This is a genomic window from Plantactinospora endophytica (assembly GCF_016862915.1).
Lineage (GTDB): Bacteria > Actinomycetota > Actinomycetes > Mycobacteriales > Micromonosporaceae > Plantactinospora > Plantactinospora endophytica.
The window spans coordinates 14,500-37,930 of record NZ_BONW01000013.1; the positions used below are offsets into that span (position 1 = coordinate 14,500).

Annotated in this window: 18 protein-coding genes and 2 pseudogenes; 12 read left to right on the plus strand and 8 right to left on the minus strand. The window is 68.7% G+C overall.

Going from position 1 to position 23,431, the window contains the following annotated elements:
• Positions 1 to 437 precede the first annotated feature (437 nt).
• Positions 438 to 1,364 carry an SDR family oxidoreductase gene (locus Pen02_RS13105; RefSeq protein WP_203866277.1) on the minus strand — a complete coding sequence of 309 codons (927 nt, stop codon included), beginning with the start codon at positions 1,362 to 1,364 and terminating at the stop codon, positions 438 to 440.
• 95 nt (positions 1,365 to 1,459) lie between these two features.
• On the opposite strand from Pen02_RS13105, the gene Pen02_RS13110 reads away from it, so the two are divergent.
• On the plus strand, positions 1,460 to 2,149 hold the full coding sequence (locus Pen02_RS13110; protein WP_203866278.1) for a TetR/AcrR family transcriptional regulator: 690 nt from the start codon (positions 1,460 to 1,462) through the stop codon (positions 2,147 to 2,149).
• A 668-nt stretch (positions 2,150 to 2,817) separates the two neighbouring features.
• Here Pen02_RS13110 and Pen02_RS13115 read toward each other — a convergent pair.
• The 4 genes from Pen02_RS13115 to Pen02_RS13130 all read right to left on the minus strand — a co-directional run bounded on the left by Pen02_RS13115 (position 2,818) and on the right by Pen02_RS13130 (position 8,881).
• On the minus strand, positions 2,818 to 5,034 hold the full coding sequence (locus Pen02_RS13115) for a xanthine dehydrogenase family protein molybdopterin-binding subunit (protein ID WP_203866279.1): 2,217 nt from the start codon (positions 5,032 to 5,034) through the stop codon (positions 2,818 to 2,820).
• A gap of 2 nt (positions 5,035 to 5,036) precedes the next feature.
• Complete coding sequence (locus Pen02_RS13120) at positions 5,037 to 6,008, minus strand: FAD binding domain-containing protein (protein ID WP_203866280.1); 972 nt, start codon at positions 6,006 to 6,008, stop codon at positions 5,037 to 5,039.
• Positions 6,008 to 6,478 (minus strand): (2Fe-2S)-binding protein, encoded by a 471-nt coding sequence (locus Pen02_RS13125; protein ID WP_239140777.1) that lies wholly within the window; start codon positions 6,476 to 6,478, stop codon positions 6,008 to 6,010. The genes Pen02_RS13120 and Pen02_RS13125 overlap by 1 nt, the downstream gene beginning before the upstream one ends.
• A gap of 234 nt (positions 6,479 to 6,712) precedes the next feature.
• Positions 6,713 to 8,881: an MMPL family transporter gene (locus tag Pen02_RS13130; RefSeq protein WP_203866281.1), complete on the minus strand. Its 2,169-nt coding sequence runs from the start codon at positions 8,879 to 8,881 to the stop codon at positions 6,713 to 6,715.
• 129 nt (positions 8,882 to 9,010) lie between these two features.
• On the opposite strand from Pen02_RS13130, the gene Pen02_RS13135 reads away from it, so the two are divergent.
• The 6 genes from Pen02_RS13135 (at position 9,011) to Pen02_RS13160 (ending at position 16,183) form a co-directional block, all read left to right on the plus strand.
• Complete coding sequence (locus Pen02_RS13135) at positions 9,011 to 9,583, plus strand: TetR/AcrR family transcriptional regulator (RefSeq protein ID WP_203866282.1); 573 nt, start codon at positions 9,011 to 9,013, stop codon at positions 9,581 to 9,583.
• A 1,056-nt stretch (positions 9,584 to 10,639) separates the two neighbouring features.
• Positions 10,640 to 11,326 (plus strand): HEAT repeat domain-containing protein, encoded by a 687-nt coding sequence (locus Pen02_RS13140; RefSeq protein WP_239140779.1) that lies wholly within the window; start codon positions 10,640 to 10,642, stop codon positions 11,324 to 11,326.
• Positions 11,320 to 12,333: a MerR family transcriptional regulator gene (locus Pen02_RS13145; RefSeq protein WP_203866283.1), complete on the plus strand. Its 1,014-nt coding sequence runs from the start codon at positions 11,320 to 11,322 to the stop codon at positions 12,331 to 12,333. The genes Pen02_RS13140 and Pen02_RS13145 overlap by 7 nt, the downstream gene beginning before the upstream one ends.
• A gap of 164 nt (positions 12,334 to 12,497) precedes the next feature.
• A complete protein-coding gene (locus tag Pen02_RS41755; RefSeq protein WP_239140598.1) occupies positions 12,498 to 12,797 on the plus strand; it encodes a RidA family protein in 300 nt (99 codons plus the stop codon).
• 10 nt (positions 12,798 to 12,807) lie between these two features.
• On the plus strand, positions 12,808 to 13,920 hold the full coding sequence (locus Pen02_RS13155; RefSeq protein ID WP_239140599.1) for a sigma-70 family RNA polymerase sigma factor: 1,113 nt from the start codon (positions 12,808 to 12,810) through the stop codon (positions 13,918 to 13,920).
• Positions 13,921 to 14,587: 667 nt separating this feature from the next.
• On the plus strand, positions 14,588 to 16,183 hold the full coding sequence (locus Pen02_RS13160) for an MFS transporter (RefSeq protein ID WP_203866778.1): 1,596 nt from the start codon (positions 14,588 to 14,590) through the stop codon (positions 16,181 to 16,183).
• A 248-nt stretch (positions 16,184 to 16,431) separates the two neighbouring features.
• On the opposite strand, the gene Pen02_RS13165 is transcribed toward Pen02_RS13160, so the two are convergent.
• On the minus strand, positions 16,432 to 17,265 hold the full coding sequence (locus Pen02_RS13165; protein ID WP_203866284.1) for a GNAT family N-acetyltransferase: 834 nt from the start codon (positions 17,263 to 17,265) through the stop codon (positions 16,432 to 16,434).
• 306 nt (positions 17,266 to 17,571) lie between these two features.
• Between Pen02_RS13165 and Pen02_RS41760 the strand changes: the two are divergent.
• The 5 genes and pseudogenes from Pen02_RS41760 to Pen02_RS13185 form a co-directional block, all read left to right on the plus strand.
• A pseudogene (locus tag Pen02_RS41760) lies at positions 17,572 to 17,682 on the plus strand (transposase); the annotation flags it as partial.
• A gap of 19 nt (positions 17,683 to 17,701) precedes the next feature.
• On the plus strand, positions 17,702 to 18,067 hold the full coding sequence (locus Pen02_RS41765; RefSeq protein ID WP_239140799.1) for a hypothetical protein: 366 nt from the start codon (positions 17,702 to 17,704) through the stop codon (positions 18,065 to 18,067).
• 879 nt (positions 18,068 to 18,946) lie between these two features.
• Complete coding sequence (locus tag Pen02_RS13175) at positions 18,947 to 19,501, plus strand: hypothetical protein (RefSeq protein WP_203866286.1); 555 nt, start codon at positions 18,947 to 18,949, stop codon at positions 19,499 to 19,501.
• Positions 19,502 to 19,630: 129 nt separating this feature from the next.
• Positions 19,631 to 20,131: a polyketide cyclase gene (locus Pen02_RS13180; protein WP_203866287.1), complete on the plus strand. Its 501-nt coding sequence runs from the start codon at positions 19,631 to 19,633 to the stop codon at positions 20,129 to 20,131.
• Between the two features lie 1,014 nt (positions 20,132 to 21,145).
• Entirely contained in the window at positions 21,146 to 22,255 is a 1,110-nt protein-coding gene (locus Pen02_RS13185) for a helix-turn-helix domain-containing protein (protein WP_203866288.1), read from the plus strand.
• Between the two features lie 34 nt (positions 22,256 to 22,289).
• Here the strand turns inward: Pen02_RS13185 and Pen02_RS13190 are convergent, their stop codons facing one another.
• Entirely contained in the window at positions 22,290 to 22,871 is a 582-nt protein-coding gene (locus Pen02_RS13190; protein WP_203866289.1) for a peptidase inhibitor family I36 protein, read from the minus strand.
• Between the two features lie 215 nt (positions 22,872 to 23,086).
• Positions 23,087 to 23,341 (minus strand): annotated as a pseudogene (locus Pen02_RS13195) (transposase family protein); the annotation flags it as partial.
• Positions 23,342 to 23,431: the final 90 nt, after the last annotated feature.

The following is a 23,431-nucleotide window of genomic DNA, read 5'->3' on the forward strand; positions in this document are numbered from 1 at the left end:
CACGGCATGCGTACCTCGGATGCGGACCTGGCCGTGCAGTGGCTTGCCGGGGCGGGGATAACATCGGTCGGCCCCGGTCGCTGGCTGGACAGCGAACCGCCCGGCGGCAAGGGCTGTCGGGCGACGACGCCCGAGGAGGCCACCGCCGCCCTGCATGACCGAGATGTCGAACGACGGCGTCGCTTTCGCCTGCGCGTACACGATGGTCTCCGACGACGAATCGGACCCGATACGGCGTGTTTAAACTGCGATGGGCCTGCTGGATCTGACCGGCGAGTTCGAGGTGATGACCCATTTGAACGCATACGTCGTCGACCATGACGATCCGACGGTTGTCGACGCTTCTGGGCCGGCTGCCGTACCCCATGGTTCGTCCCAGACCGGCGCTCCGCGCGTGCCAAGCCGGTCGCCGACCGGCTTGAGCTTGTCGTCAGCGCTTAGGAAACATGTTCGGTCAGGCTGACGGCGGTGAGCCGCTCGGATTCGGTCCAGAGCCGGGCGTTGGCGGCATCGTCGAGGGCACGGCGGGTCGGGCGGACCTTCGTCGTCGGGCCGACCAGGCCGAACCGGCGGGACGGGCCGAAGTAATCGCCGGCGGCGACGTCCAGGGCGGTCGCCGCGTACAGCAGCGGCTCGGCGCCCTGTTCGACGTCCTGGGACGGGAGAATGTCGAAGCGCGACACCCAGGAGCGGGTGGTCTTGTCGCGGCCGAGGCTGGCCCCGGCGGTCTGCAGGTTGGTCCGCGTGTAGCCGGGGTGGGCGCCGGTGCTGAGGACCTTCCAGCCGCGCTCGGCCGCAATCGTCGCGAGCTGCCGGGTGAACATCAGGTCGGCCAGCTTCGACTGGGCGTAGGACAGCATGGGGCTGTAGCGGCGGCGTTGCCACTGTAGGTCGTCGAAGTGGATGCGGCCGAAGTTGGCTGTGCCGCTGCTCATCGTCGCCACTCTCGGCTGGTCGGCTGCGAGCAGGAGCGGCAGCAGGCGCAGGGTCAGGGCGAACGGGCCGAGGTAGTTGCTGCCCAGTTGCAGCTCGAAGCCGTCGGCGGTGGTCATCCGCTGCGGCGGGGCCATCACGCCGGCGTTGTTCACCAGCAGGTCCAGCGGGGTGCCGTCGGCGATGAGGCCGTCGGCGAACTCGTGCACGGATGCGAGGTCGGCGAGGTCGATGCGGCGGACTTCGAGCGTTGCCGAAGGGTGGCGCGCCAGGATGTCTGCCTTGGCCTGCTCGCCCTTGGCGGGCGTGCGCACCGCGAGGACGACATGCGCGCCGGCCTCGGCGAGGCGACGGGCCGTCTCCTTACCGGTGCCGCTGTTCGCGCCGGTCACCACGGCGAACTTCCCGGACTGGTCGGGCACGGAGTACATCGCAACTCCCTAAAGACTGTCGGTCTGTTATCGCCTCGACGCTAACAGACCGACAGTCTCTACGGCAAGAGACCGTCGGTCTGTAGACTCGGCGCATGACGTCCTTCAGGCGGGCCCGGAGCGAGGAGCAGCGCGCCGAGCGGCGGCGGGACATCCTCGAGACCGCCGCCGCGATGCTGGACGAACTGCCGGTGGCGAAGATCAGTCTCAACGAGCTGAGCCGCCGCGTGTGCCTGGCGAAGTCGAACGTGCTGCGCTACTTCGAATCCCGCGAGGCCGTGCTGCTCGAACTGCTCGACGCGAAGATCCGCGAATGGCTGGGGCAGCTGGGCGCCGAGCTCGACAACGGCATCGACGCAGCCGCGACGGCACAGCAGCGAGCTGATCGGCTCGCCGCGGTGCTCTCGGCGTCATGCGCCGCGCGGCCGGTGCTGTGCGACCTGATGGGCAACCAGGCCGCGGTGCTGGAACACAACATCTCGACGCGGGTCGCAGCCGACTACAAGCGGGCCGCCATCGAGCACGTGCAGGTCCTCGCACGGCATATGCGCACCTACGTGCCCGAGTTCGGCGAACACGACGCGGAGCGCTTCGCCGCCGCCACGATGTTGCTGGTCGGCGCGACCTGGACGCATTCCCGCCCCGCGCCCGCGATGAGGATGGTGTACGAGGAGCATCCGGAGCTGGCGGTACTGCGGATCGAATTCGCTGACGTCCTGCGTCAGCTACTCGAAGTGCTCGCCTCCGGCCTGCTGAGCCGGCAGGGCCCGTCGACTATTCGATGACGAGCGTCGTGGCGGCACTGTCGAGCTGAGTCATCAGGCCGTCATCCACGCGGCGCCGTACGCCGAGCCGTGCACTGGGAGGTCGGTACGCCGACGAGCGCAGGGCGGCGACGGCGCACCCATTCCAGCCAACCCTGCTACATGGGCAGCAGCGACTCTCCCTCAACACACCCCGGCACCGGCCCCACCTGCCAGACCCCGCGCGGCGCAAGCCTGCCCCTCGTGCCTGAGCCCTACCGTCTGACGCGGATTCGGACAGTCAAGTAGCGCGGGGGACTCAGCCGGCATTTCTCCGGGTCCTGCCTGGTCGCCGCATTGCGGAGGTCCCTTCCCGCCGCTACGTTCGCTGTTCGAACGTGAGTACGAGTCGCTTCCCCTGTTCGCTGACAGAAGGACCGGCTCGCGTGGGGGAGATGCTGTGGGGGAAGCGGCCAGAACAGGACGATGGCGCACCGGATCAGCCGACCATGACGAGGTCGAGCGGATCCTGGTGGAGGTGTCGGCCGGCCGTGCACGGCGGGCCGCGCCTGGCGCGGCGGTCCGCCGTGCGGGCAACCCGGCAGTCGCGGACCGGTCCGCCGCATGAGGGTCAGACCCGGCGGCAGGTGAATCGGCCGGATGTGAGCGCCGGCATGAGCCGATGCCGTGTGCCGGTTGTGGTGCGCTGATCATTCGAACAGCTTGTCCGGAGTGATCGGAAGGTCGCGGATCCGCTTGCCCGTCGCGTTGCAGACCGCGTTGACCACGGCAGCGGCGGATCCGATAGTGCCGAGTTCGCCGAGGCCACGGGCCCCCACCGGGCTCACGTTGGGATCCGGATGGTCAAGAAACACCACGTCGATGTCGGGGACGTCGGTGTTGACGGGAATCAGGTAGTCGGCGAGGTTGGCGTTGTCGATCCGCCCGGTGCTCGCCTCGACGTGGCCGCCCTCGAACAGTGCCGGACCGATCCCGAAGATGACGCCGCCGGTGATCTGGTTGCGGGCGGTCTTCTCGTTGAGGATGGTGCCGGCGTCCACCACGGTCGTCATCCGGGACAGCAGCGCCTCGCCGGTGAAGCGGTTCACCCGGACCTCGCAGAAGTGCGCCGCGTACGAACCGAACACGTACTCCGTGCTCTCCTTTACCTCGTTGGTGGTGGTCGCGCCGTGTTCCCTGGTCCGGGTCGTGGTCAGCAGTTCACCGAACCCGATCGTCGTCCCGCCGCCGCTCAGTTTTCCGTCCCGGTAGCGCACCTGCTCCACGCTCAGCCCGCGCAACGGTGAGCGCCGGTGGGTGACCCCGTGCTGGATCAGCGCCGCGATGGCGTTGTCGGCCGCGTCCCGCACCGCCGGCATGACGGTGGCGGTCGCGGCGGACCCGATGGCCCCGTACGGGGCGCTTCCGGGGCCGACCGGCAGCCGGGAGTCGCCGATCGAGGGCCTGATCCGGTCGACCGGGATGCCCAGGCTCTCGGCGCCCATCATGGCCAGGATGGTCCACATCCCGGTGCCCAGGTCAGCCGTTGCGGTGGCGACGGCGGCCGTGCCGTCGGCCCGGAACAGCACCCGGACCGTGGTGGCGGCCCGCCCTGCGGCGAGGACGGCGCTGGCCATGCCCATTCCGACCAGCCAGTCCCCGTCGCTGACCGAGCGGGGGGCGGCGCGGCGGCGGGACCAGCCGAACCGCGCGGCCCCGACCCGATAGCACTCGTCCAGATGCTTGCTGGAGTAGGGCAGCCCCGTTTGCAGGCTGGTCCTGAGGTAGTTCTTCAGGCGCAGGTCGATCGGGTCCATCTGGAGCCGGATCGCCAGCTCGTCCATGGCGCACTCCAGTGCGAAGGAGCCGGTCTCGTCGCCGGGCGCCCGCAGAATCGTCGGCGTCGGGAGGTTCATGCCGGGTGGGCACAGCAACCGGAGCTGGAGGTTGGGGGTGGCGTAGAAGCTCAGTGTCGTACGGACGCCCGGGTCCTCGACCAGGGCTTCGGTGAAGGAGTGGTGCTTGATGGCGTTGAGCGTGCCGTCCTCGCGCGCGCCCAGGGTCATCGTCTGCACCACTGCGGACCGGTGCCCGGTCACGGTGTAGAGCTGCTCGCGAGTGGTCACGATCTTGACCGGCCGGCCGAGGCTTCGGGCCGCCGCCGCGGCGAGCAGCGTAGGCGCCCAGGTGAACGCCTTCCCGCCGAAACCACCGCCCACGTGCGGGCTCACCACGTGGACCTTTGTCTTGTCGACGGCGAGCGCCACGGCGAGTTCCTCGGCGTGCGCCGCCGGCCCCTGCGTCCCGCTGTAGATGGTCAGCTCGTCGCCCTTCCACACGGCCACGGCCGAGTGCGGTTCCATCGCGTTGTGGTGCCGGGGCGGATGGCGGTAGGTGGTTGCCTGGGTGACCTGGCTCGCGGCCAGGGCGTCGTCGATGGAGGCAACTCCGATGTCGACCGGCACCCCGAGCGGCAGGCCCACGAAGGGCGGTTGTTCCCCCCTGTCCAGGTTCTCCTCGAACGAGGAGTTCGGCGGCAGTTCGCGGTAGGCCACCCGGATCAGCGCGGCCGCGTCCCGCGCCTGTTCGAAGGTGTCCGCGACGACCACGCCGATGATCTGCCCGTGGTAGCGCACCTCGTGGTCGCTCAGCGGGCGCCTCCGCTCGCCGAGGACGTTGGGCAGGAAGGGCGGCTCGCCGTGCAGCGGCAGCCGATTGTCGGGGGTGTAGATCGCGATCACCCCACCGGACTGCTCGGCGGCACCGAGGTCCATCGACAGCACCATGCCGTTGGCGATCGTGCTGGTCAGCAGATAGCCGTGGCAGAGGTCAGGTGGGTTGTTGTCGGCGGCGTACCGGGCCTGGCCGGTGACCTTCACCGGGCCGTCGACGCGGTTCACCGGATTGCCGAGTAGAGACCTGGCCATGGTCAGTCCTCCAGTCCGGTGAGGGCGCGGACGATGGTGCGGCGCAGCAGTGCGGGCTTGAAGCGGTTGTGTGCCAGTGGTCGGGCGCCGTCGGCCGCGTGCGCCACGGCCGACTCGAAGGTGTCCAGCCGCATCGGCCGGCCGGTGAGGGCCCGCTCGACGGCGGGCAGCCGCCATGGCTTGGTGCCGACGCCGCCGGCCGCGACCCGCGCGTTGCGGATCATCCCGCCCCGTACGTCGAGGGCCACGGCCGCGGAGGTGAGCGCGAACTCGTACGACTGCCGGTCGCGGACCTTTACGTACGTCGACCGTCGGGCCCAGTCGAGCGCGGGGATCGACACCTCGGTGAGGAGTTCGCCCGGATGGAGCTGGTTCTCCAGGTGCGGCGTGTTCTCCGGTAGCCGGTAGATGTCATCGAGCCGGACGATCCGCTCTCCGGTCCGGTTCCGGAGCAGCACCGAGGCGTCGAGCGCGACCAGCGCCACGGCCAGGTCGCTCGGGTGGGTGGCTACGCAGTCGTTGCTGGTCCCCAGGATCGCGTGTGCCCGGTTGTGGCCGTCCCGGGCCGGGCAACCGGTGCCGGGTGCCCGCTTGTTGCAGGGTGTGTCCGGGTCGCGGAAATAGCCGCACCGGGTCCGCTGCAACAGGTTGCCCCCGATGCTGGCCATGTTTCGCACCTGTGGCGACGCGCTGCGCAGCAACGCCTCGGCGACCACCGGGTAGCGGGCCCGGACCATCGGGTGGTCTGCGACGTCGCTCATCCGTTCGAGGGCGCCGACGGACAGTCGGGCGCCTTCGAGCCGGATGCCGCGCATCGGCAACCGGTTGATGTCCAGCACCCGGGTGGGCGTCATGGCGTCGAGCTTCATGAGGTCGACGAGGGTGGTCCCGCCGGCCAGGTACGCGGAGCCGTCCCCGGCCTGGGCCACCGCGTCGGCCACGGTCGCCGGGGTGTCGAAGGTGAAGGCTCGCATCAGTTCGATCCGCCCCTCGGGCCGACGGCCTTGACCGCGTCGACAATGGTCGGGTACGCGCCGCACCGGCACAGGTTGCCGGACATGAACTCCCGGATCTCATCGTCGGAACCCGCGTGCCCCTCCCGGAGCAGCGCCACCGCCGACATGATCTGCCCCGGCGTGCAGAATCCGCACTGGAAACCGTCGTGGTCGATGAACGCCTGTTGCATCGGGTGCAGGTCGCCTCCCGGGGCGAGCCCTTCGATTGTGGTGACCGCCCTGTCCCGCAGGCTGGCGGCGAGGGTCAGGCAGGCCAGGACCCGCCGCCCGTCGACGTGCACGGTGCACGCGCCGCACTGGCCCCGGTCGCAGCCCTTCTTTGTACCGGTCAGGTGGAGCCGTTCCCGGAGCGTGTCCAGCAGCGTCGTCCGCGGATCGAGGCGGAGTTGGTGCGGGCGTCCGTTCACCCGCAGGGTGACGTCGACCAGGTTGTTGGCCGGCGGTGCGGGCCCGGCGGCGGCCGCCGGGCCGGCCGGCCAGACCCCAACCGCGACGGTGGCCGCCGACATGGCGGCGGAGCGCGCCAGGAAGTCGCGGCGGGACAGGTCTGACCGGTCGGGTTCGGGAACGTGGGCCATGGAGAGTTCTCCGTTCTTTCGTTGGGGTTGCCGGTCTTCTCGTTCGACGGTTACCGGTATCGGGCTCGAACGTTGGGTCGTCCGCTACACCGACATGGATGCCAGCTGGGGCTGGTTTGGCTCCTGGTCCCGGTCCCGCAGCGCCGCCCGGCGGGTGAGCCGCTCGCCTTCGACGTCCACGTTCGGCAGGCTCCGGTCGAGCCACCGCGGCAGCCACCAGGCGCGGCGACCGAGCAGTGTCATCGCGGCGGGGACGATCGTCATCCGTACGACGAACGCGTCGAATACCACGGCGGCGGCCAGTGCGAACCCGATCGACTTGACCAACGGGTCGGGTGAAAGCAGGAATCCGGAGAAGACGGCGACCATGATGACCGCGGCGGCGGTGACGACCCGGGCCCCGTGCGCGAATCCGGCGACGACGGCCTGGGTGGGTGCGGCGCCGTGCACGTGCTCCTCACGCATCCGGCTGACCAGGAAGACCTGGTAGTCCATGGCCAGCCCGAACACCAGGCCGACCATCAGGGTCGGCAGCATGCTCATGATGGGTCCGGGTTCGTCCACGCCGAACACCTCGGCGAGCCATCCCCACTGGAAGATCGCGACGCCCGCGCCGAACGTGGCGGCGACGCTGAGCAGGAAGCCCAGGGTGGCCTTCAGCGGCACCAGGATCGACCGGAACACGATCGTGAGCAGGACGAACGCCAGACCCACCACGACCGCCAGGTACGGCAGCAGGGCGTCGCCGAGCTTGTCGGACATGTCGATGTCGATGGCGGTCTGCCCGGTCACCGCGACGTCCGGGCCGGTGGCGGCGCGGATCGTGGCGACGAGTTCCTCGGTGGCCTGGCTACTCGGCCCACTCGTCGGTATCACGGTCAGCACCGCGGCGTCGCCGGTCCGGTTGACGGTGGGCGGGGTGACCGACGCGACGCCCGGCAGTCGCCGGATGGTGTCCGCGGTCCGCCCCGCCGCGGTCTCGGCGCCGTCCGGCGCGTCGACGGCCACCACGAGCGGCCCGTTGAACCCGGCGCCGAAGCCCTCGCTGAGCAGGTCGTAGGCCTTGCGCTGAGTGGTGTCCGAGGCTGCGGCTCCGTCGTCGGGCAGGCCGAGGCGCAGATCCAGGGCCGGAATGGCGAGTACCGCGAGACCGGCGACCGCGAGAAGCAGGATCGGCACCGGGCGGCGGGCGACGAGCCGGGCCCAGCGCGGCCCGAGGGCGCGCTCCGGGTTGACGACGCGGCGTCCCGTCGACACCCGGCGACCGGCGAAGCCGAGCAGGGCCGGCAGCAGCGTCAATGCGATCAGTACGGCCATCACCACGGTGCCGGCGGCGGCCAGTCCCATCTCGGTCAGGATCGGAATCCCCACCACCGACAGGCCGACCAGCGCGATCACGACGGTCAGGCCGGCGAACACCACGGCCGACCCGGCGGTGCCCACCGCGCGGCCGGCCGCCTCCGCGCGGTCCGGGGTGTTGGCCAGTTCGTGGCGGTAGCGAAAGACGATGAACAGCGCGTAGTCGATCGCCACGGCCAGCCCGAGCATGATCGCCATCATCGGGGTGGCCTCGCTGAGGTCGACGAACCCGGTCATCGCGGTGATCGCGGCAATGCTGATCGCGATGCCGAGGATGGCGGTCAGCAGCGGCAGGCCGGCGGCGACCAGCGACCCGAACGTGACGACCAGGACCACCGCAGCGACCGCGATGCCGACGATCTCGGCAAGGTGCTGCCCCGACGACTCCTCGGCGGCGTCGCCGCCCATCTCGACGGTCAGCCCGGCGTCGCGCCCGGTGGTCGCCGCCGCGGCCAGCGCGGCACGAGCCTCGGCGGTGAGGTCCAGGGCCTCGACCCGGTATTGAACCTGGGCGAAGGCGACCGTACCGGTCGGATTGACCGTTCCGCCGGCGAACGGATCGGAGACGCCTGCCACCTGGGGGCCGGCCCGCAGCGCGGCCACCACTCGGTCCGCCGCCGCCCGGTTCGCCGGGTCGGTCAACGTCTGCCCCAGCGGGGCGGCGATGACCACCCGCGCGGAAGCGCCGCCGGCAGCGGCATCCGGGAAGCGCTCGGCCAGCAGGTCCATCGCTCGTTGCGCTTCGGTGCCCGGAACGGAGAACGCGTTCGAGGTAGGCCCGGAGATGGTCGCGGCGCCGAGGCCGGTGAGTGCCAGCAAGCCCAGCCACAGCACGGCGACCAGCCCACGGCGGCGGAATGCGAACCGCCCGAGCCGGCAGAGGTATTCGGCCACGAGGAAAACTCCTGTCACGGGATCGAGCCGGGAACCGAAATCGAGACTGCATGTCGTTGGTTGAGACATGACTGTCTCAAGATGGGTCATGCTTGTCAAGACGCTGCGCGCGACCGTACGATGTCACTGATGACCAGAAGCCCAGCTCTCCGCGACCACATCGCGGCCGGCATCCTGAGCAGCGCCGCTGCGGTCCTCGGCGAGCGCGGCGAGGCGGCCAGCATGGCCGACATCGCGGAGGCCGCTGGCGTGTCCCGCGCCACCCTCTACCGCTACTTCCCCAACCGGGATGCGCTGCTCGACGCCCTCACCGACGCGGCGTTCACCGACCTGTCCGAGAAGATCGCGGATGCCAAACTGGACACGGTCCCCGTCGAGGAGGCGATCGCCCGGCTGACCCGCGCGATGATCGCCGCGACCAGCAAATACCGGGCGCTCGGGCTGCTGGAGAAGAGTCCGGAGCAGCACGCCCAGGCGAAGTCGCGACTTGTCGACCCGTTCTACGCCCTATTCCAGCGGGGGATCAACGACGGCACCCTCCGTACCGACCTGCCCGCCCACACGCTGATCGCGGCCTACCAGGGACTCTTCCAGGGCGCTGCCAGCCAGGTGAACCAGGGCCGGCTCGGCGTCGAGGAGGCGAGCGCCGCGATCACCACGATCTTCCTCGACGGGGCGCTCGGCCGGCAGAAGCACCGATAGCGCCACGGCAGCGGCTCCAGCTCGGACTTCCAGAGCATGGCCCACATCCCCGGCCTCGGCATCAGCGGCCGCCTCCGGCTGATGTTCGTTGTTGGGCAGCCGACTGGAGCATCGGCACCGCGATCGCGGGCGGCGGCGGCGAGACTTCGACAAGCCGACACCGCTTGCCGAGGACAGCAACCCGGAGACGCAAGCCCGCTACCCCGTCGCTGAGGGCAGCACTCTTCCGTCCTCCGAGAGTTCTTCCACAACCTGTGGATTCTTCGCTCTGACGCGGCCCCAGAGCGACTTCATCATGCCGTTGTTCCGGGTCGTCAACTACACCTCGTCGCCACGATCCGCGCCACCGCCGGCCCGGACGTCGCGGTGACCGGGCCCAGCGCAGCCCGAGGGCGTGCTCCGGGTTGACGACGCGCGCAGCGGCGCAGCAGCACCGGATCGTGAGTCGGCGCCTTTCCTGACATTCGCAGGCTCTACGTCGTCCGAATCAGTGAGCGACCAACAGGCGCGAGCGGGGGACCCGGCCATGGCATGCAAAGTGACGGAGAGGTCCGATGACGACGACCAATGATCCAACCAGGCGGTCTACCAGCGGCTCCGCGACGCGATCAACGGCCGTGATTTCGGCTTGATCGCCGCCGTGAGCAGCAGCAACCCGAGAACGCAATGACCCTGGGTGATCGATGCTAGCGAACACAACATCGAGATCAGTAGTTGTTCCGCAGGGGTGACCACGCAGGCATAGCGTGCTCTCCACGCCGACGAGACCCCCGGGGGCTGCGTCCCACGGCGTGCGGACGCGGCCCCCGCGCCACAGCATCGAGTCCACGTCCACGAACATCAACGTCCCGCCGCCGGGACATCAGCCCGGCGATGACCACGCCGATCAGTGAGAAGGCAGCGGTCAGCCCGCCGAACCCGCTGACCGGGAGCGGGCTACGAAGAGCAGACATTCGACCCGGTGTACGACCAGGCGGTTTCCCGGCAATAATGGATGAACGGGACAATATGTTCTTGACGTTGACACTGTGACAAGGTCTTCACTGGGTGCAGGAGGTGGTCCCCGTCAACGTCACACACAGGAATTCACCGGACATCCGCCTGCTCGACGCGTTGAGCGCCGGAAACCCGTCGACGCGACTGCAGGCTGCTCTGGCCGTTGGCACGCACGCCGACCCCGGCCACGTCGAGGCGCTCGTGGCACGGTGCGCAATCGAGCCGAGCTTCTTCGTACGCGACATGCTCACCTGGGCGTTGACCCGCCTCCCGTCGGAAATCACGGTGCCCCGACTCCGCGCGGAGCTCCGTTCCGAACGTGCTCAGGCCCGAAGCCAGGCGTTGCATACGCTGTCCAAGATCGGTGACAGCGGTGCGTACCCCGCGATCACGCGGTCGTTGCTGCACGACGCCGACGACGAGGTTGCGCGAAGCGCTTGGCGGGCCGCCGTGGTCCTGGTGCCCGACGGCGAACAGACAGCGCTGGCCGCGGAGTTGGCCGCGCAACTCGGTCGTGGTGATCGGAATGTAAGGCTGAGTCTCAGCCGGGCACTCGTCGCGCTCGGGGACGTGATCGAGCCGGCCCTGCGGGCGGGAAGGGCGAGCGACGACCCGACGGTGAGTGCACATGCCCGCGCCACGGAACTGCTCCTGCACGACCCGGATATCGAGTTCGACGCAGCCGTCGACGAGGCGAAACGGATCGTCGCGCTCGGCCCGGAGCGGGTCGAGGGAACCGGGTGCTGATCGGCGAGGTGGCACGCCGCTCAGGGGTGAGCACCCGCATGCTCAGGCACTACGACTCCCTTGGGCTGGTACGACCAACGGGTCGCACCCTGGGCGGCTACCGCGAATACTCGGCCGAGGACATTCGCCGGATCTTCCAGATCGAGAGTCTGCGGTCCCTGGGACTGTCGCTGCGACAAATCGCACGTGCGCTGGAGGATCCTGCCTTCGCGCCGTCCGCACTCGTCGGGGCCCTCATCCGACGGACCGAAGACCGGCTGAAGCGGGAGCAGGAGCTACTCGAGCGACTCCGTACGGTCGACGCCTCGGCGCCCTCCGGCTGGCAGGACGTCCTACGCATCGTCGCGCTCCTGCACGGGCTCAACTCGCCGAGTGCCGCGCGCCGACAGCAGGCCGTCCTGGCCCCGGCCGAGGACGTGCCGCTTCCCGTCGAAGTGCTGGCCAAGGCGGTCCTCGCCGAAGCTGATCCGAACGTCGCCGGCGCCCTACGGTGGGCCCTCGCGCGGGCAGGCGGTGACGGGGTGGCGAGCGTGGCGTCCGGGCTGTACTCCGAGGACGTCGACATCCGGCGGCGTGCGGTGCTGGCAATCGCCGAGCTGCCCGGTGTCGAGGCGACCGCATTGCTCGCGGACGCGCTCGGGGACTCGGACCCGACGGTGCGCAGGCAGGCTGCTCTGTCATCAGGTGCGCGTGGCGTGATCGCAGCCGTGCCGACACTCGTCGATATGGTGGTCGGAGGCACGAACGACGTCGAGGCGGCCGAGGTCCTGGGGTCTTTGTCACGCGACCCCGGGTACGCGGACCGGGTCATGACTGCACTGGTCGACGAACTCGCCGCCCACCCTGCGAACGCCACGGTGCGGATCCGCCTGACCCAGGCGCTCGCCGAGATGCCGGCGACCATCACGCACGGCATCCTGCGGCAGTTGACTCACGACGATGATCGGACTGTCGCCCTTATCGCCTCGGCCCTCGTGGCAGTGCTCGAAGAGCGTTCCGACGGCTGACGGTCCTGCGAGGAGGATCAAGCCTCAGCGCCAGGTCACGTTCCCGGGGCGGGCCATACGCCGAGCGGGTCGTCGGGCGGCTGTACCGAGGCGGAACTAGCGGTATCACATGGCGACCGAGGCCGTATTGGACGTATCTGCCCTGGTCACCTACTGGTCGGCAGATGACCGAGCGACGTGCGGTCCTCAGCGGCTCGACCTTCGAGGAGCAGATCGGCTATGCCCGTGCCGTAGTCGACGGCGACTGGGTACAGGTGCCGGGGGCGACCGGTTTCGACTGCACCACCATGACGATCTCCGACGACGTGGTCGAGCAGGCCGAGCAGTGCGTGGGCTGTCTTATGTGGAATTCGGCCTCCGAGCTCGGGTTGGCCGCTCGGGCGGCAGAGATGATCTCACCAGTTGCCGGAGCGATCGTCGCTCCCCACCTCGCGTTCACGGTAGGTGTCGTACCCATCGCCTAGGTTCTGTCTGGTGGATCTTGGTTCTCGCTCGTCGGAACCGTTGTGCACGGGTGAAAGGGGTAGTGCCATCAGCGGCATCGGAGCGGACTCGGGCGGATCCGAGCGGAGCATCGGCGTCGACGCCGTACGGGCGGGCGACGAACTGGCGTTCACCGAGCTCAGCGAGCGCTACCGACGCGAGTTGCAGGTTCACTGCTATCGGATGCTCGGTTCGTTCGACGACTCGGAGGACCTGGTCCAGGAGACGTTCCTGCGCGCGTGGCGCGGGCGGGAGAGCTTCCAGGGGCGCTCCACCTTCCGGGCCTGGCTGTACCGGATCGCCACGAACGCCTGTCTGGACTTCCTCGACCGCCACCCCCGCCAGCCGCGCCAACCGTTCGCCCCGGTCGGCGGCGACCTCGCCGTCGCTGCCCGTACGCCGTTGCCGCAGGTCGAAGTGGCCTGGTTGCAGCCGTACCCGGACCGGCTGCTCGAACCGGTCGCCCCGTCCGAGGGCCAGCCGGAGGCGGCGGTCGTCGCCAAGGAGACGATCGAACTGGCCTTCCTCGCCGCCATCCAGCACCTGCCGCCCAAACAGCGGGCGGTCCTGATCATGCGGGACGTGCTCGGCTGGTCGGCCAACGACACCGCGGCGTTGCTGGACGGCACCGTCGCGGCGGTCAACAGCGCGTTGCAACGGGCTCGGGCCACGCTCAAGCTCCACCTGCCGGAGCGGCGGATCGACTGGACGCCGGCCACCGATCCGAGCGAGGAGGAACGGGCGGTGTTGCGGCGTTACGTCGAGGCGACCGAGCGGGCCGATCTGGCCGGGCTGGCGGCGCTGCTGCGGGAGGACGCCCGCTTCACGATGCCGCCCACGCCGGCCTGGTTCACGGGACGGACGGCCATTATGGAGATCTGGGCGCCGATGTTGCTCGGTCCCGAGGCATGGCCGGACTGGCGGCACGTGTTCACCGAGGCCAACCGGCAGCCGGCGGTCGCCGGCTACGTACGCCGGCCGGGAGAATCCGCGTACCGGGCACTGGGCCTCGACGTACTGCGGATCGAGGGTGGCGCGGTAGCGGAGATCACCAGCTTCCCGCCGCAGGTCTTCGCCGCCTTCGGGCTGCCGCTGACGCTCTGACGGACAGCGGCCGGCTGACCGGCACCGCGGACGACCGGCACCGCGGACGACCGGCACCGCCGTTGCGGGTACCGGGGACGTGCGGTGCCGGGACGGGGCGGCACCGTTCGTGCTCCCTGACCAGGCGCGGGAGCCTGGGGTGTCGACGGCCGGCTCCCGCCGCGACCTGCCGGACGACCGGCGCTGGAGCCTGCCCGGGTGACCGGGCCCCTGCTCGGCCGAGGCGCCGCGCTCCGTCCTCCCGGGCCCGTCGGATGCCGTTTCCGATCGTCCTCGGTCGGGGCGATGAGTTTTTCCGGCCGTGACCGTCTCAAGTAGGGCCATGCCGAGCGATGGCCCGGATCGAGATGACGCCGCATGCCCGACGAGTGGTCGGGCGTCGTCAGCCTGTGCCCGTTCCAGAGCGACCTTCGGTGGGTCCGGCGGCGACGATGCCGAGCAGGATCCGGGCTACGGAAACGATATCTGCGGAAGAGACACGGATGGCCTTGTTGAAAACAGACGAGTGGGCCCCCGCCCGCGCGGAACTGCTGGTCAAGAAAAGGGGACGGCAGGAGGAGGAATTGAGATACCCGCAGCGGTGGTGGCGCCACCTCGACCGGTACGACGGATGACACCGCTCGCGCCCGTACCTACTGACTTAGCTATCTGCACAGAAAGGTCTTCCATGGACGCGAATACGGCAACTCCGCGAGCCGGCCAACGGGCCGGTCGACGGGAGTGGCTGGGTCTGACGGTGCTGGCGCTGCCCACGCTGCTGCTGTCACTCGACCTCAGCGTGTTGCACCTGGCACTTCCCCAACTGAGCGCCGATCTTGGTGCCGGCAGCATCCAGCAGTTGTGGATCATCGACATCTACGGCTTCATGATCGCCGGCTTTCTGATTACGATGGGCAGCCTCGGCGACCGGATCGGCCGCCGGAAACTGCTGTTGGTCGGCGCGGCACTCTTCGCCGTCGCCTCGGTACTGGCGGCCTTCTCCACCTCGCCCGAGATGCTGATCGTGACCCGGGCGCTGATGGGCATCGCCGGCGCCACCCTGATGCCGTCCACCCTGGCATTGATCAGCAACATGTTCCACGACCCCGCGCAGCGGGGAGCGGCCATCGGTGTGTGGGTGAGCTGCTTCATGGGCGGAATGGCCCTCGGCCCGCTGATCGGCGGGATCGTCCTGCAGTTCTTCTGGTGGGGCGCGGTGTTCCTGCTGGCGGTCCCGGTGATGGCACTGCTGCTGGTGGCGGGCCCGGTGCTGCTGCCGGAGTTCCGTGACGCCACCTCGGCCAGCCGGCTCGACCCGCTCAGCGTGGCTTTGTCCCTGGCCACGATCCTGTCGACGGTGTACGGCATCAAGGAGTTGGCGAAGGACGGTTGGCAGCCGTTCCCGGTGGCGGCCATCGTGGTCGGCCTGCTCCTCGGCGCGCTGTTCGTGTTCCAGCAGCGCCGGCTGGCCGAGCCGCTGATCGACCTACGCCTGTTCGGGAGTCGGTCCTTCAGCGGAGCCCTGGTGATCGCGCTGTTCGGGGCGGCCGTCGGTGGCGGGACCATCCTGGTCGTCAACCTCTACCTGCAGATGGTCGAGGGCCTCACCCCGCTGCGGGCCGGTCTGCTGATGCTGCCCTCCGGTATCGCCATGGTGGCCGCCGCCATGATCGCGCCGGCGATCGCCCGTACGGTCCGTCCGGCCTACGTGGTCGCGGTCGGACTGCTCGTGGCGGCCAGCGGGTACCTGCTGTTGACGCAGCTGGACAGTACCGGTGGAATCACCCTCCTGATCATCGGCGTCATCCTGAACAGCGCCGGCAGCGGTCCGCAGGCCGCGCTGAGCACCGAACTCGTGCTCAGGTCGGCACCGCCGGAGAGGGCCGGGTCGGCCGCCTCGCTGTCCGAGACCGCCGGTGAACTCGGCATGGCCCTCGGCTTCGCCGTGATGGGCAGTATCGCCACCGCCGTGTACAGCGGTGCGGTGAGCGGGACCATCCCGGCCGCCGCCGGCGAGGAGGCGACGCGGAGCGCACAGGAGAGCATCGTCGGCGCCGTCACCGCTGCCGGGCAAATTCCCGACCAGGTCGGCGCGGAACTGCTGGAGAACGCTCGTACCGCGTTCGCCAGCGGCCTCCACGTCGTCGCCGGGGTCAGCGCGATCCTGCTCATCAGTCTGGCCCTGATCGCGATCGCCACCCTGCGGCAGGCACCGCCGACCGGTGCGGCGCCAGCCGCGGACGAGGCCGACGCGGACGATCCGGCGGTCCAGGTCGGCGGCTGATCCGCCGGCGGGAGCCCGGACCCGATCCCGTGCTGCCGGGAGGCCATTTCCGAGATGCACATCGACCCGTTGGGACCGCAGATTCGGTAATCAGGGCCAGGTGGGCCACGCCTTGGCCGACCCCGAAGGGTGGCGGTTCGGGTTGCTGGTGGAGCGCACGGTCGGCGGCAGTTGAGTGCGTGTCTGCGGCGCCTGCGCGGGCCGTTGGACTGCGGCGTGTATCCGTAGCTGGCGGCTTGTGGTCGCCCTCATCGGACGGGCAGCGCGTAATAGTCCTCGGTGATCACCTGCCGGAAGCCGAGGGAGGTGTAGAGGTTCAGGGCCCGGTCGTTGTCGGTGGCCACCTCCAGGTCGACGGCAGTGGCGCCGCCGGCGAGGGCCGTGCGGCACATGCGGTGCAGTACGTCCCGCCCGATGCCGCGTCCTTGGTGGTCAGGGTGGATGACGAAGCCGTAGACGCCGGCCCGGTCGCCCTCGCGGATCAACCGGGCGGTACCGATCAGCTGGCCGCCTCGTTCGACGACGAGGGTGTTCGGGTCGCGGCCGGCGGCCTCGGGTGGCTCCCCGCCGAATCCCAGGCGTAGGAGTTCCCGCACCGCCGGCTGGTCGACCGGCGATGCGGTGCGGACGGTGACGCGAGGATCGGCGGGCACCTCGACGGGATCGCCGAGCAACTGGAGGGCATGCTCGGAGTGGTCGAGGCTGCCGTCGCGCCGCTGTGCGAGCGTCCTTCCCGACACCGACTTTCGGGGTACGACCAGCAGAACCGAGGCGTGCTCGCGCTGCTGACACAAACGGAGCCCGGCATCCAGCAGCGCGGCACCGATCCCGCGCCGCCGGGCGGCGGGATCGACCATGCCGGCCAGTTCGATGGTGGGCGCGCTGTGGGCGTAGATGCCCAGGAATCCGAGCAGCCGCTCGCCGTCCCACCACAGGACATCCTCGACGTCCTGCCCCGAACGGTGGCGCAGTGCGTTCCACTCCAGTTTCAGCCGCCCGCCGTCGGCCGCGACCACACGGCGCTCCAGGTCCCCGATAGCGCTGAGGGCGGCTGGGGACAGACCAGCAGAGAGGTTGATCACGGTGCAACCCCATCACGCTGGTCAAGCGATTTCAGTCCTTCGCGTCGGTGGCGTCGATCTCGGCGAGCCCCGTCACCACGCCGGACTGCGGACGGAAGCGGAACATGGGAGGTCTTGCGGACTCGGCGCCTACTACCTGGGGTGGCACGTGCGTTGGTCGCGACCATCAGACCCAGGGACATCGTGGGCAAGACCAGACGCCGCCTCGCCGTCGAGCTGATCGGGGAACTCGAGAGCATCGACAAGAAGATTAAGACTGCGGAGAAGGACCTCAGTGAGCTGATGGTCGCCCGCGGGTCCACCCTGATGGAACTGCACGGCATCGGCCCCTCAGGCGCGGCCCGGCGGCTCGCCGACGTCGGTGACATCCGCCGCTTCGCCGACCGTGACCGGTTCGCTTCCTGGAACGGGACCGCCCCGCCGGACGCGTCCTCCGGTGACCAGAAGCATCATCGGCTCTTCCGTGTCGGGCAACCGGCGGATCAACCGAACGCTGCACATCATGGCCGTGGTCCAGCTCCGCAACCGCACCGAGGGCCGCGCGTACTTCGACGCGAAGATAACCTCCGAGAAGACGAGCATGGAGGCCATGCGCGCGCCGAAACGGCGACTGTCCAACGTTGTTCACGCTCGCATGGTCGCCGACCAGAGACGCAGACAGGCGGCGGATCCGGGAGGGCACTCGGGGACGACTCTGCTATCCGGCGTGACCGACCTGACCCCGGACATCGGCCCGTCGGACAAGCCAGTCCCCGGACCCGCCAGCAGCAAGCCTAAACCCGTTCTCGAAGCGGTGCCTTGACAAAAAGGGGCGCCATGAGCGGATGCCGTTCTCGGGAGCCAGCCCGATGCTGCCAGCACAACCCGCCGCGCATTCGTCGGCGGACCTCCGTGCGCGTCTCGCCCAACCGAACAGCGTCAAGCCCGCGACCACTGGACAGGACCCGGTACCGGTTCGCAGGGCCTACGGCCATGTCGCCGATGGCTATGGGGACAAGCTCAGCGCCCAACTCGTGGCCTGGCCCGAATGCTGTCACGCCCTCCACCATGGCGCCGGGCTCGGTCGAGGAGGTGTAGAGGGCGACAGCGCCATCAGCGAAATACCATCCAGAGTCGTCAGCGATCGACTGCACACCTGCGGCCCGCAACCCGGCGAGGACGCTCTTGACCTCGCCGGCGAGATGCACACCCTCGTACCGGACACCGTCCGGGTCGGAAATCTCGATCAGATACAGACCCTCAGCCGAAGAGCAAGTCAGCATTAACCCGGCGTCAGCGTACTGATCGGTCAGATCGGCGGAGTGGGCGCCGCGCCGAAACGCTCCGCAGGACCCCCACACCGTACGTAATGCCTCTCGGGCCGTCCCGAACCGCAGGGGACCGACACCGACGCCCGGCACAACATCCCACACACGCCCTTGCACGCCCGCACTTTATTCTGCCCAGACAGCGACGTCCGCGCATTGACATGATCGGATGGTGCGCGCCAACCTACGTTGCCACGCTCTGTGACCGGTGCGCCGCCAGCCGCCGCGCATGCTCTGCGGCAGACGAGGATGCCGGGGGGCGATCGGAGATCATGCAGTACCCAGCGAAGAGCATCCGCTCGCCGGCCAGGGCGATGCGCGAGTTGGGTCGCGGCCTTCGTGGGGTGGTTGACGCTCTCGGTGACTCTGGATCCATGACTCAGGTGGTCCTCGCAGTCCTTTCGGTGACTGGCGCGTTGGTCGGTGTGACGCTGGGTTCGCTGCTCAACGCGCGGGTGCAGCGCGCCTCCTGGGAGCATCAGGAGAGCACGATGTCGATACGGGACCGGCGCGCGACGTATGCCGCGTTCGTCGCCGCCTGCCGGGAGTGGCGGGCGACGGTACTGGGCTCGGACGTACCGATCCTCCTGGCGTCATCGGTCTCCCGCCAACCGCACGCCGACGGCGGCCAGGCGCGCACCCAGGTTGTCCGGTACCGAGCCGAAATCGGCCTGATCGCGCACACCACGGCCACGGTCCATGCCGCTGCCGCTCTCATGCTCGCGGTGGGACAACTTTCCGAGGTGAGGGCCGCTTACGGGGCCGGGCAGGTTCCCGAGCCCTTCGTTCAGGCATGTCGAGACGCAGAACGCGAGTTCAACCGGGTCGCTCGTGCCGAGCTAGGCGGCCCGGAGATCGATCTGGAGACCCCCACCGGTCTCCCGCCGGCCGCTCTCCCCCCGGCCACCACGCCCGGGGAGCACAAATAGGCGATGTGACCGCAGCGGTGTTCATGATGCGTCACACAACCGGCAGGACGGCGACAGCGACCCGATACATCCCCTCTCGGCGGCAGATCCGGATGCCCGGGAGTTGCCGATGCGTCGGAAGATGGACGCATGTTGGGTGACCGGTGGGGCGTGACTAACAGCGAGACGCTGCGTTCCTATCCGTGCGACGCCTTCGTCGTCTCTCCCGCGCTACAGGCGTGGCGGGGGGTGCGGGTCGAGGCGCCCGCCGCAGCGGTGTGGCCGTGGGTAGCCCAATTAAGGCTTGCGCCGTACTCCTATGACTGGATCGACAACCTCGGCCACCGCTCACCACAAGAGTTGGTGGGCCTACCCGAGCCTCAAGTCGGAGAGGCATTTACCAGTACCGGCGGACGGAAGTTGGGCAGGATCGTCTCGATCGACCCCGGCGAACAGTTGACGAGCACCATCATGGGTGCCTTCATGTCCTACGTCCTCGTGCCCCAGGAGCACGACACGACGCGCTTGCTGCTCAAGGTCGTCATGCAGGGGCCCCGCTGGGCCGCCCTCGGGCTCTCCGTCGGCGACCTGGTCATGGCTCGACGGCAGTTGCTGAACCTGAAGCAACTCGCCGAGCGCCGCCAGCGCTAGGACCCGGCCACGGAACGAAGATCAGGCGCGCGCTCATCGACAGTTCCGGGTACCCGGACGGCCTGAAGAGCCGCACCCGTCTGACGGCCCAGAATTACTGAGACCTTCTCATCGTGGCGGCGCTGGTCACGACGGGTGCGGAAAGCTGGTGTCGAGATAGGACGAGGCTCCCGCCATCCTGCTCGCGGCGCAGGCAGCGGACCTGAACGCCGCCATCCGCTCATCGGCCGGCTCAGATTGGCCTGGTGCCGAACGCGTACCGTCGGCCACGAGTAGGTGCCGTTGTACTGGTAACCCGGGGAGTTGGAACTTGCGGAGTTCGCCGTGAGCTACGTCGCCGCCCTTGTCTCGCCTCCCCGGCCGAACGACCCGTATCGCATCGGATCGGCGTTGCGCCTCGCCCGGTAAGCTGGTTCCGTGGGCATCTGCTTGGCGCCAGCGTCGTGATGGCGTCGACACCGGCTCAGGTACGCAGAGTTGTTAAGACCGCGTTGCAAGATTTCGGCAGCACCAGCGGTCATCGCACCTTCGAACAGTTGTGTGTGGATCTTGTTCGGTGGCTCGTAAGCTCGCGCGTTGTACTCGCGACTGGCCGGTGGCGTCTGGCGGTGACCAAGGACGCGATGCCGAAACAATTCGGACGAGCACCGCGGACGAGCCTCAGGTCGCGCTCGCCTACACCCTTCAGCACCCGAGGCTACCGGCGAAAATCGAGCGGGACGTGGTCGCAGTCTGCGCCCGCAGGCCGGCGGTCGACCGCGCCATCGCATGCACGGCTGCGGACATTGAAACAGCTGTCCAACATCGGTACCCGTACGAACCGGTGACGAATCGCGATCTTGGCTTAGCGGTCGGCGTGGTCGTCGGCGAGTGAGGGGGATACGCAGGGCCACCCATCGACCTATGTCACCATGTGGGTGGTTGGCGGCAGACGTCAGGTGCTGATGCCGAGCCGTATGGACCGACCCCGACACGACAAACTCGACGCCGAACTCCTTCCGGTAGGCGGACAAAATGATCGACTTCGAGTTCAACAGCACGGATCTGCCGGGTCGCGACCGATTCGACTACTGGCGCAAGCTGATGTCGGTCTCCCCGTCACCCATGCGAGCGGCCAGTGACCACAGCACCGCCTTCCGGGTACACCAGCACGATATTCACCTCGACGCGCTGCGAGTTTGGAGGATGGCCTTCGAGCCGGTGATCTTCCGCCGGACGACGCAACTGATCCGGGCATCCGATCCCGAGACGTACAACCTCTGTCTCCTGCTGGACGGGACGCTTGGCCGCATATGGGATAGACGCGAGGCCACCTACGGCCCGGCCGATCTACACACGATCGACTCGTCACAGCCCTTCGAGCTCCACGGGCGCGGAGCCGGGGGTCTGATTTCGTGTATAGGTATCGAGATACCCAAAAAGCTGGTAGCCCTGCCGCAGGAACGGACCGACCGGTTGGCCGGACTACGGTTGCCGACCAAGGAAGGATTCGGCGCACTGCTCGCCGGAACCCTCACCCAACTGACGGCAGCGGGTATCGACTCCTATCTGCCCTCGGACGGCCCTCGGCTCCGCAACATCCTGGTCGAACTGGTATCGGCGCTGTTCGCCAACGCGCTGGAGACGGCCGACGTCCTCACACCGCAAACCCGGCCGCAGGCGATGACCCTGCGGATCCGAGCCTTCATCCAACAGCACCTGCACGACCCCTGCCTGAACACGGACGCCATCGCCATCGCGCACCACATCTCCACGAGCTACCTACACCGCCTCTTCCAACAGGACGGCACCACCCTCGCCGCCTGGATCCGTGAACAGCGCCTCGAACGCGCCCGCCGCGACCTGACCGATCCGGCGTTCTCTACGACGCCGATTCATCACATAGCCGCCCGGCGCGGCTTCAGCCATGCCGCTGCCTTCAGCCGCGTCTTCCGGACGAGATTCGGCATCGCGCCGAGCGACTACCGGCAACGAGCACTCGACACATTGGCACGCGGCGGTCGCGGATCACCGCCAGATGGCGTGAACCCCGGAGCCGGTCGTCAACCACACGGGCCGGACCTGTGGCTACGCACGACATCGGGGCCGGTCAGCATGTCCGCTGAACGGCCCCGATGTGACTGAAGCTGGTGATGAAGGGCGGCCTTCGGTTGTTGGCCTACTGCAGAATCACCATCTCGAACTTGTTGTTGTAGCTTCCGCTACACACTGGGCGTTGCAACAGGCTGAGCTCGGGATGCCCGGTACCCGGACCGGCGCGGAGGCGGTCGTCGCCACAGTCCAGATCGATCATCGTCGCCGTGTACGGCCCATTGTTGAGGACGCTGTTGGCCCGGTCGTTGAAGCCAATGGCCGACAGACTATGCAAGCCAGCGCTTCTCCCCTCGACACGTCGTCCAGCGTAGTCCCGGTTGTCCCAGAGGCAGAAAACCCTTGCCGGGCAATCGGTTAAGGCTCTGCGGCCGACGCCGGTCGCCCTACTGTCGACCCCTTCCGCTTCGCGGTAGGCCGCGTCATCCTCGTAGCAGCGGAAGCCGGTGCCGCTCTGCTCCACGCAGATGGTTGCTCCTTCCCAGTTCACTGACAGGTCGATGGTACGTCCGTGGTACTCGGCCAAGACTCCGCCCGTCTCGGGGCTGGTTGCGGGTTCCGCCGCTGCTGCCGACGCCGGTCCGATGATGACCAGAGTGGCGATTCCGAGCAACGCGGTGCCGATCGAGCGCCCCAGTTGTCGCTGCATTCTGTGCTCGCATCCTTCCCTATGACTGCCGCTCCGGCAGTGTCCTTTTCGGTCGTCACCGAGAGCCGTATCGCCTTGACCGACCTGGCATAAGCCTGCCGATGCGTCGCCGAGATGTCGTTGGCAGTGTCTACACAGTTCTTTGGCCACGCATCTACAAGAGGCAAACGCCGTGCAACATCGGTGTTTGGGCTGGCCAGACAGGATGGGCCAGTTCATCGTGGGTGACGGGCGTCCTGGCCGGCTTGGAGAACGACGATGGCCTGGACGACCGGGGTGGCGCGGCGTGGACAGCAGCGGAGCCTGGTCAGGACTTTCCAGGTCTTGAGCGTGGAGGCGGCGCGTTTGGCGAAGGCTCGGATCTTGGGGTGGTGCCGGTTGACGGACTTCTGTCGACGGGATGGGCGGGTGCGGCGACGTGCGAACGGGGTCAAGACGGTGCCGCGGGTGCCCTGGTAGCTGTTGTCCGCCTCGCGCAGGTACCGCCCACGGTGGCCACGGAAGCCTCGAAGCCGGCCGCGAGGCGGGCGAGGGTGTCGCCGAAGCCCCCATGTGATGTC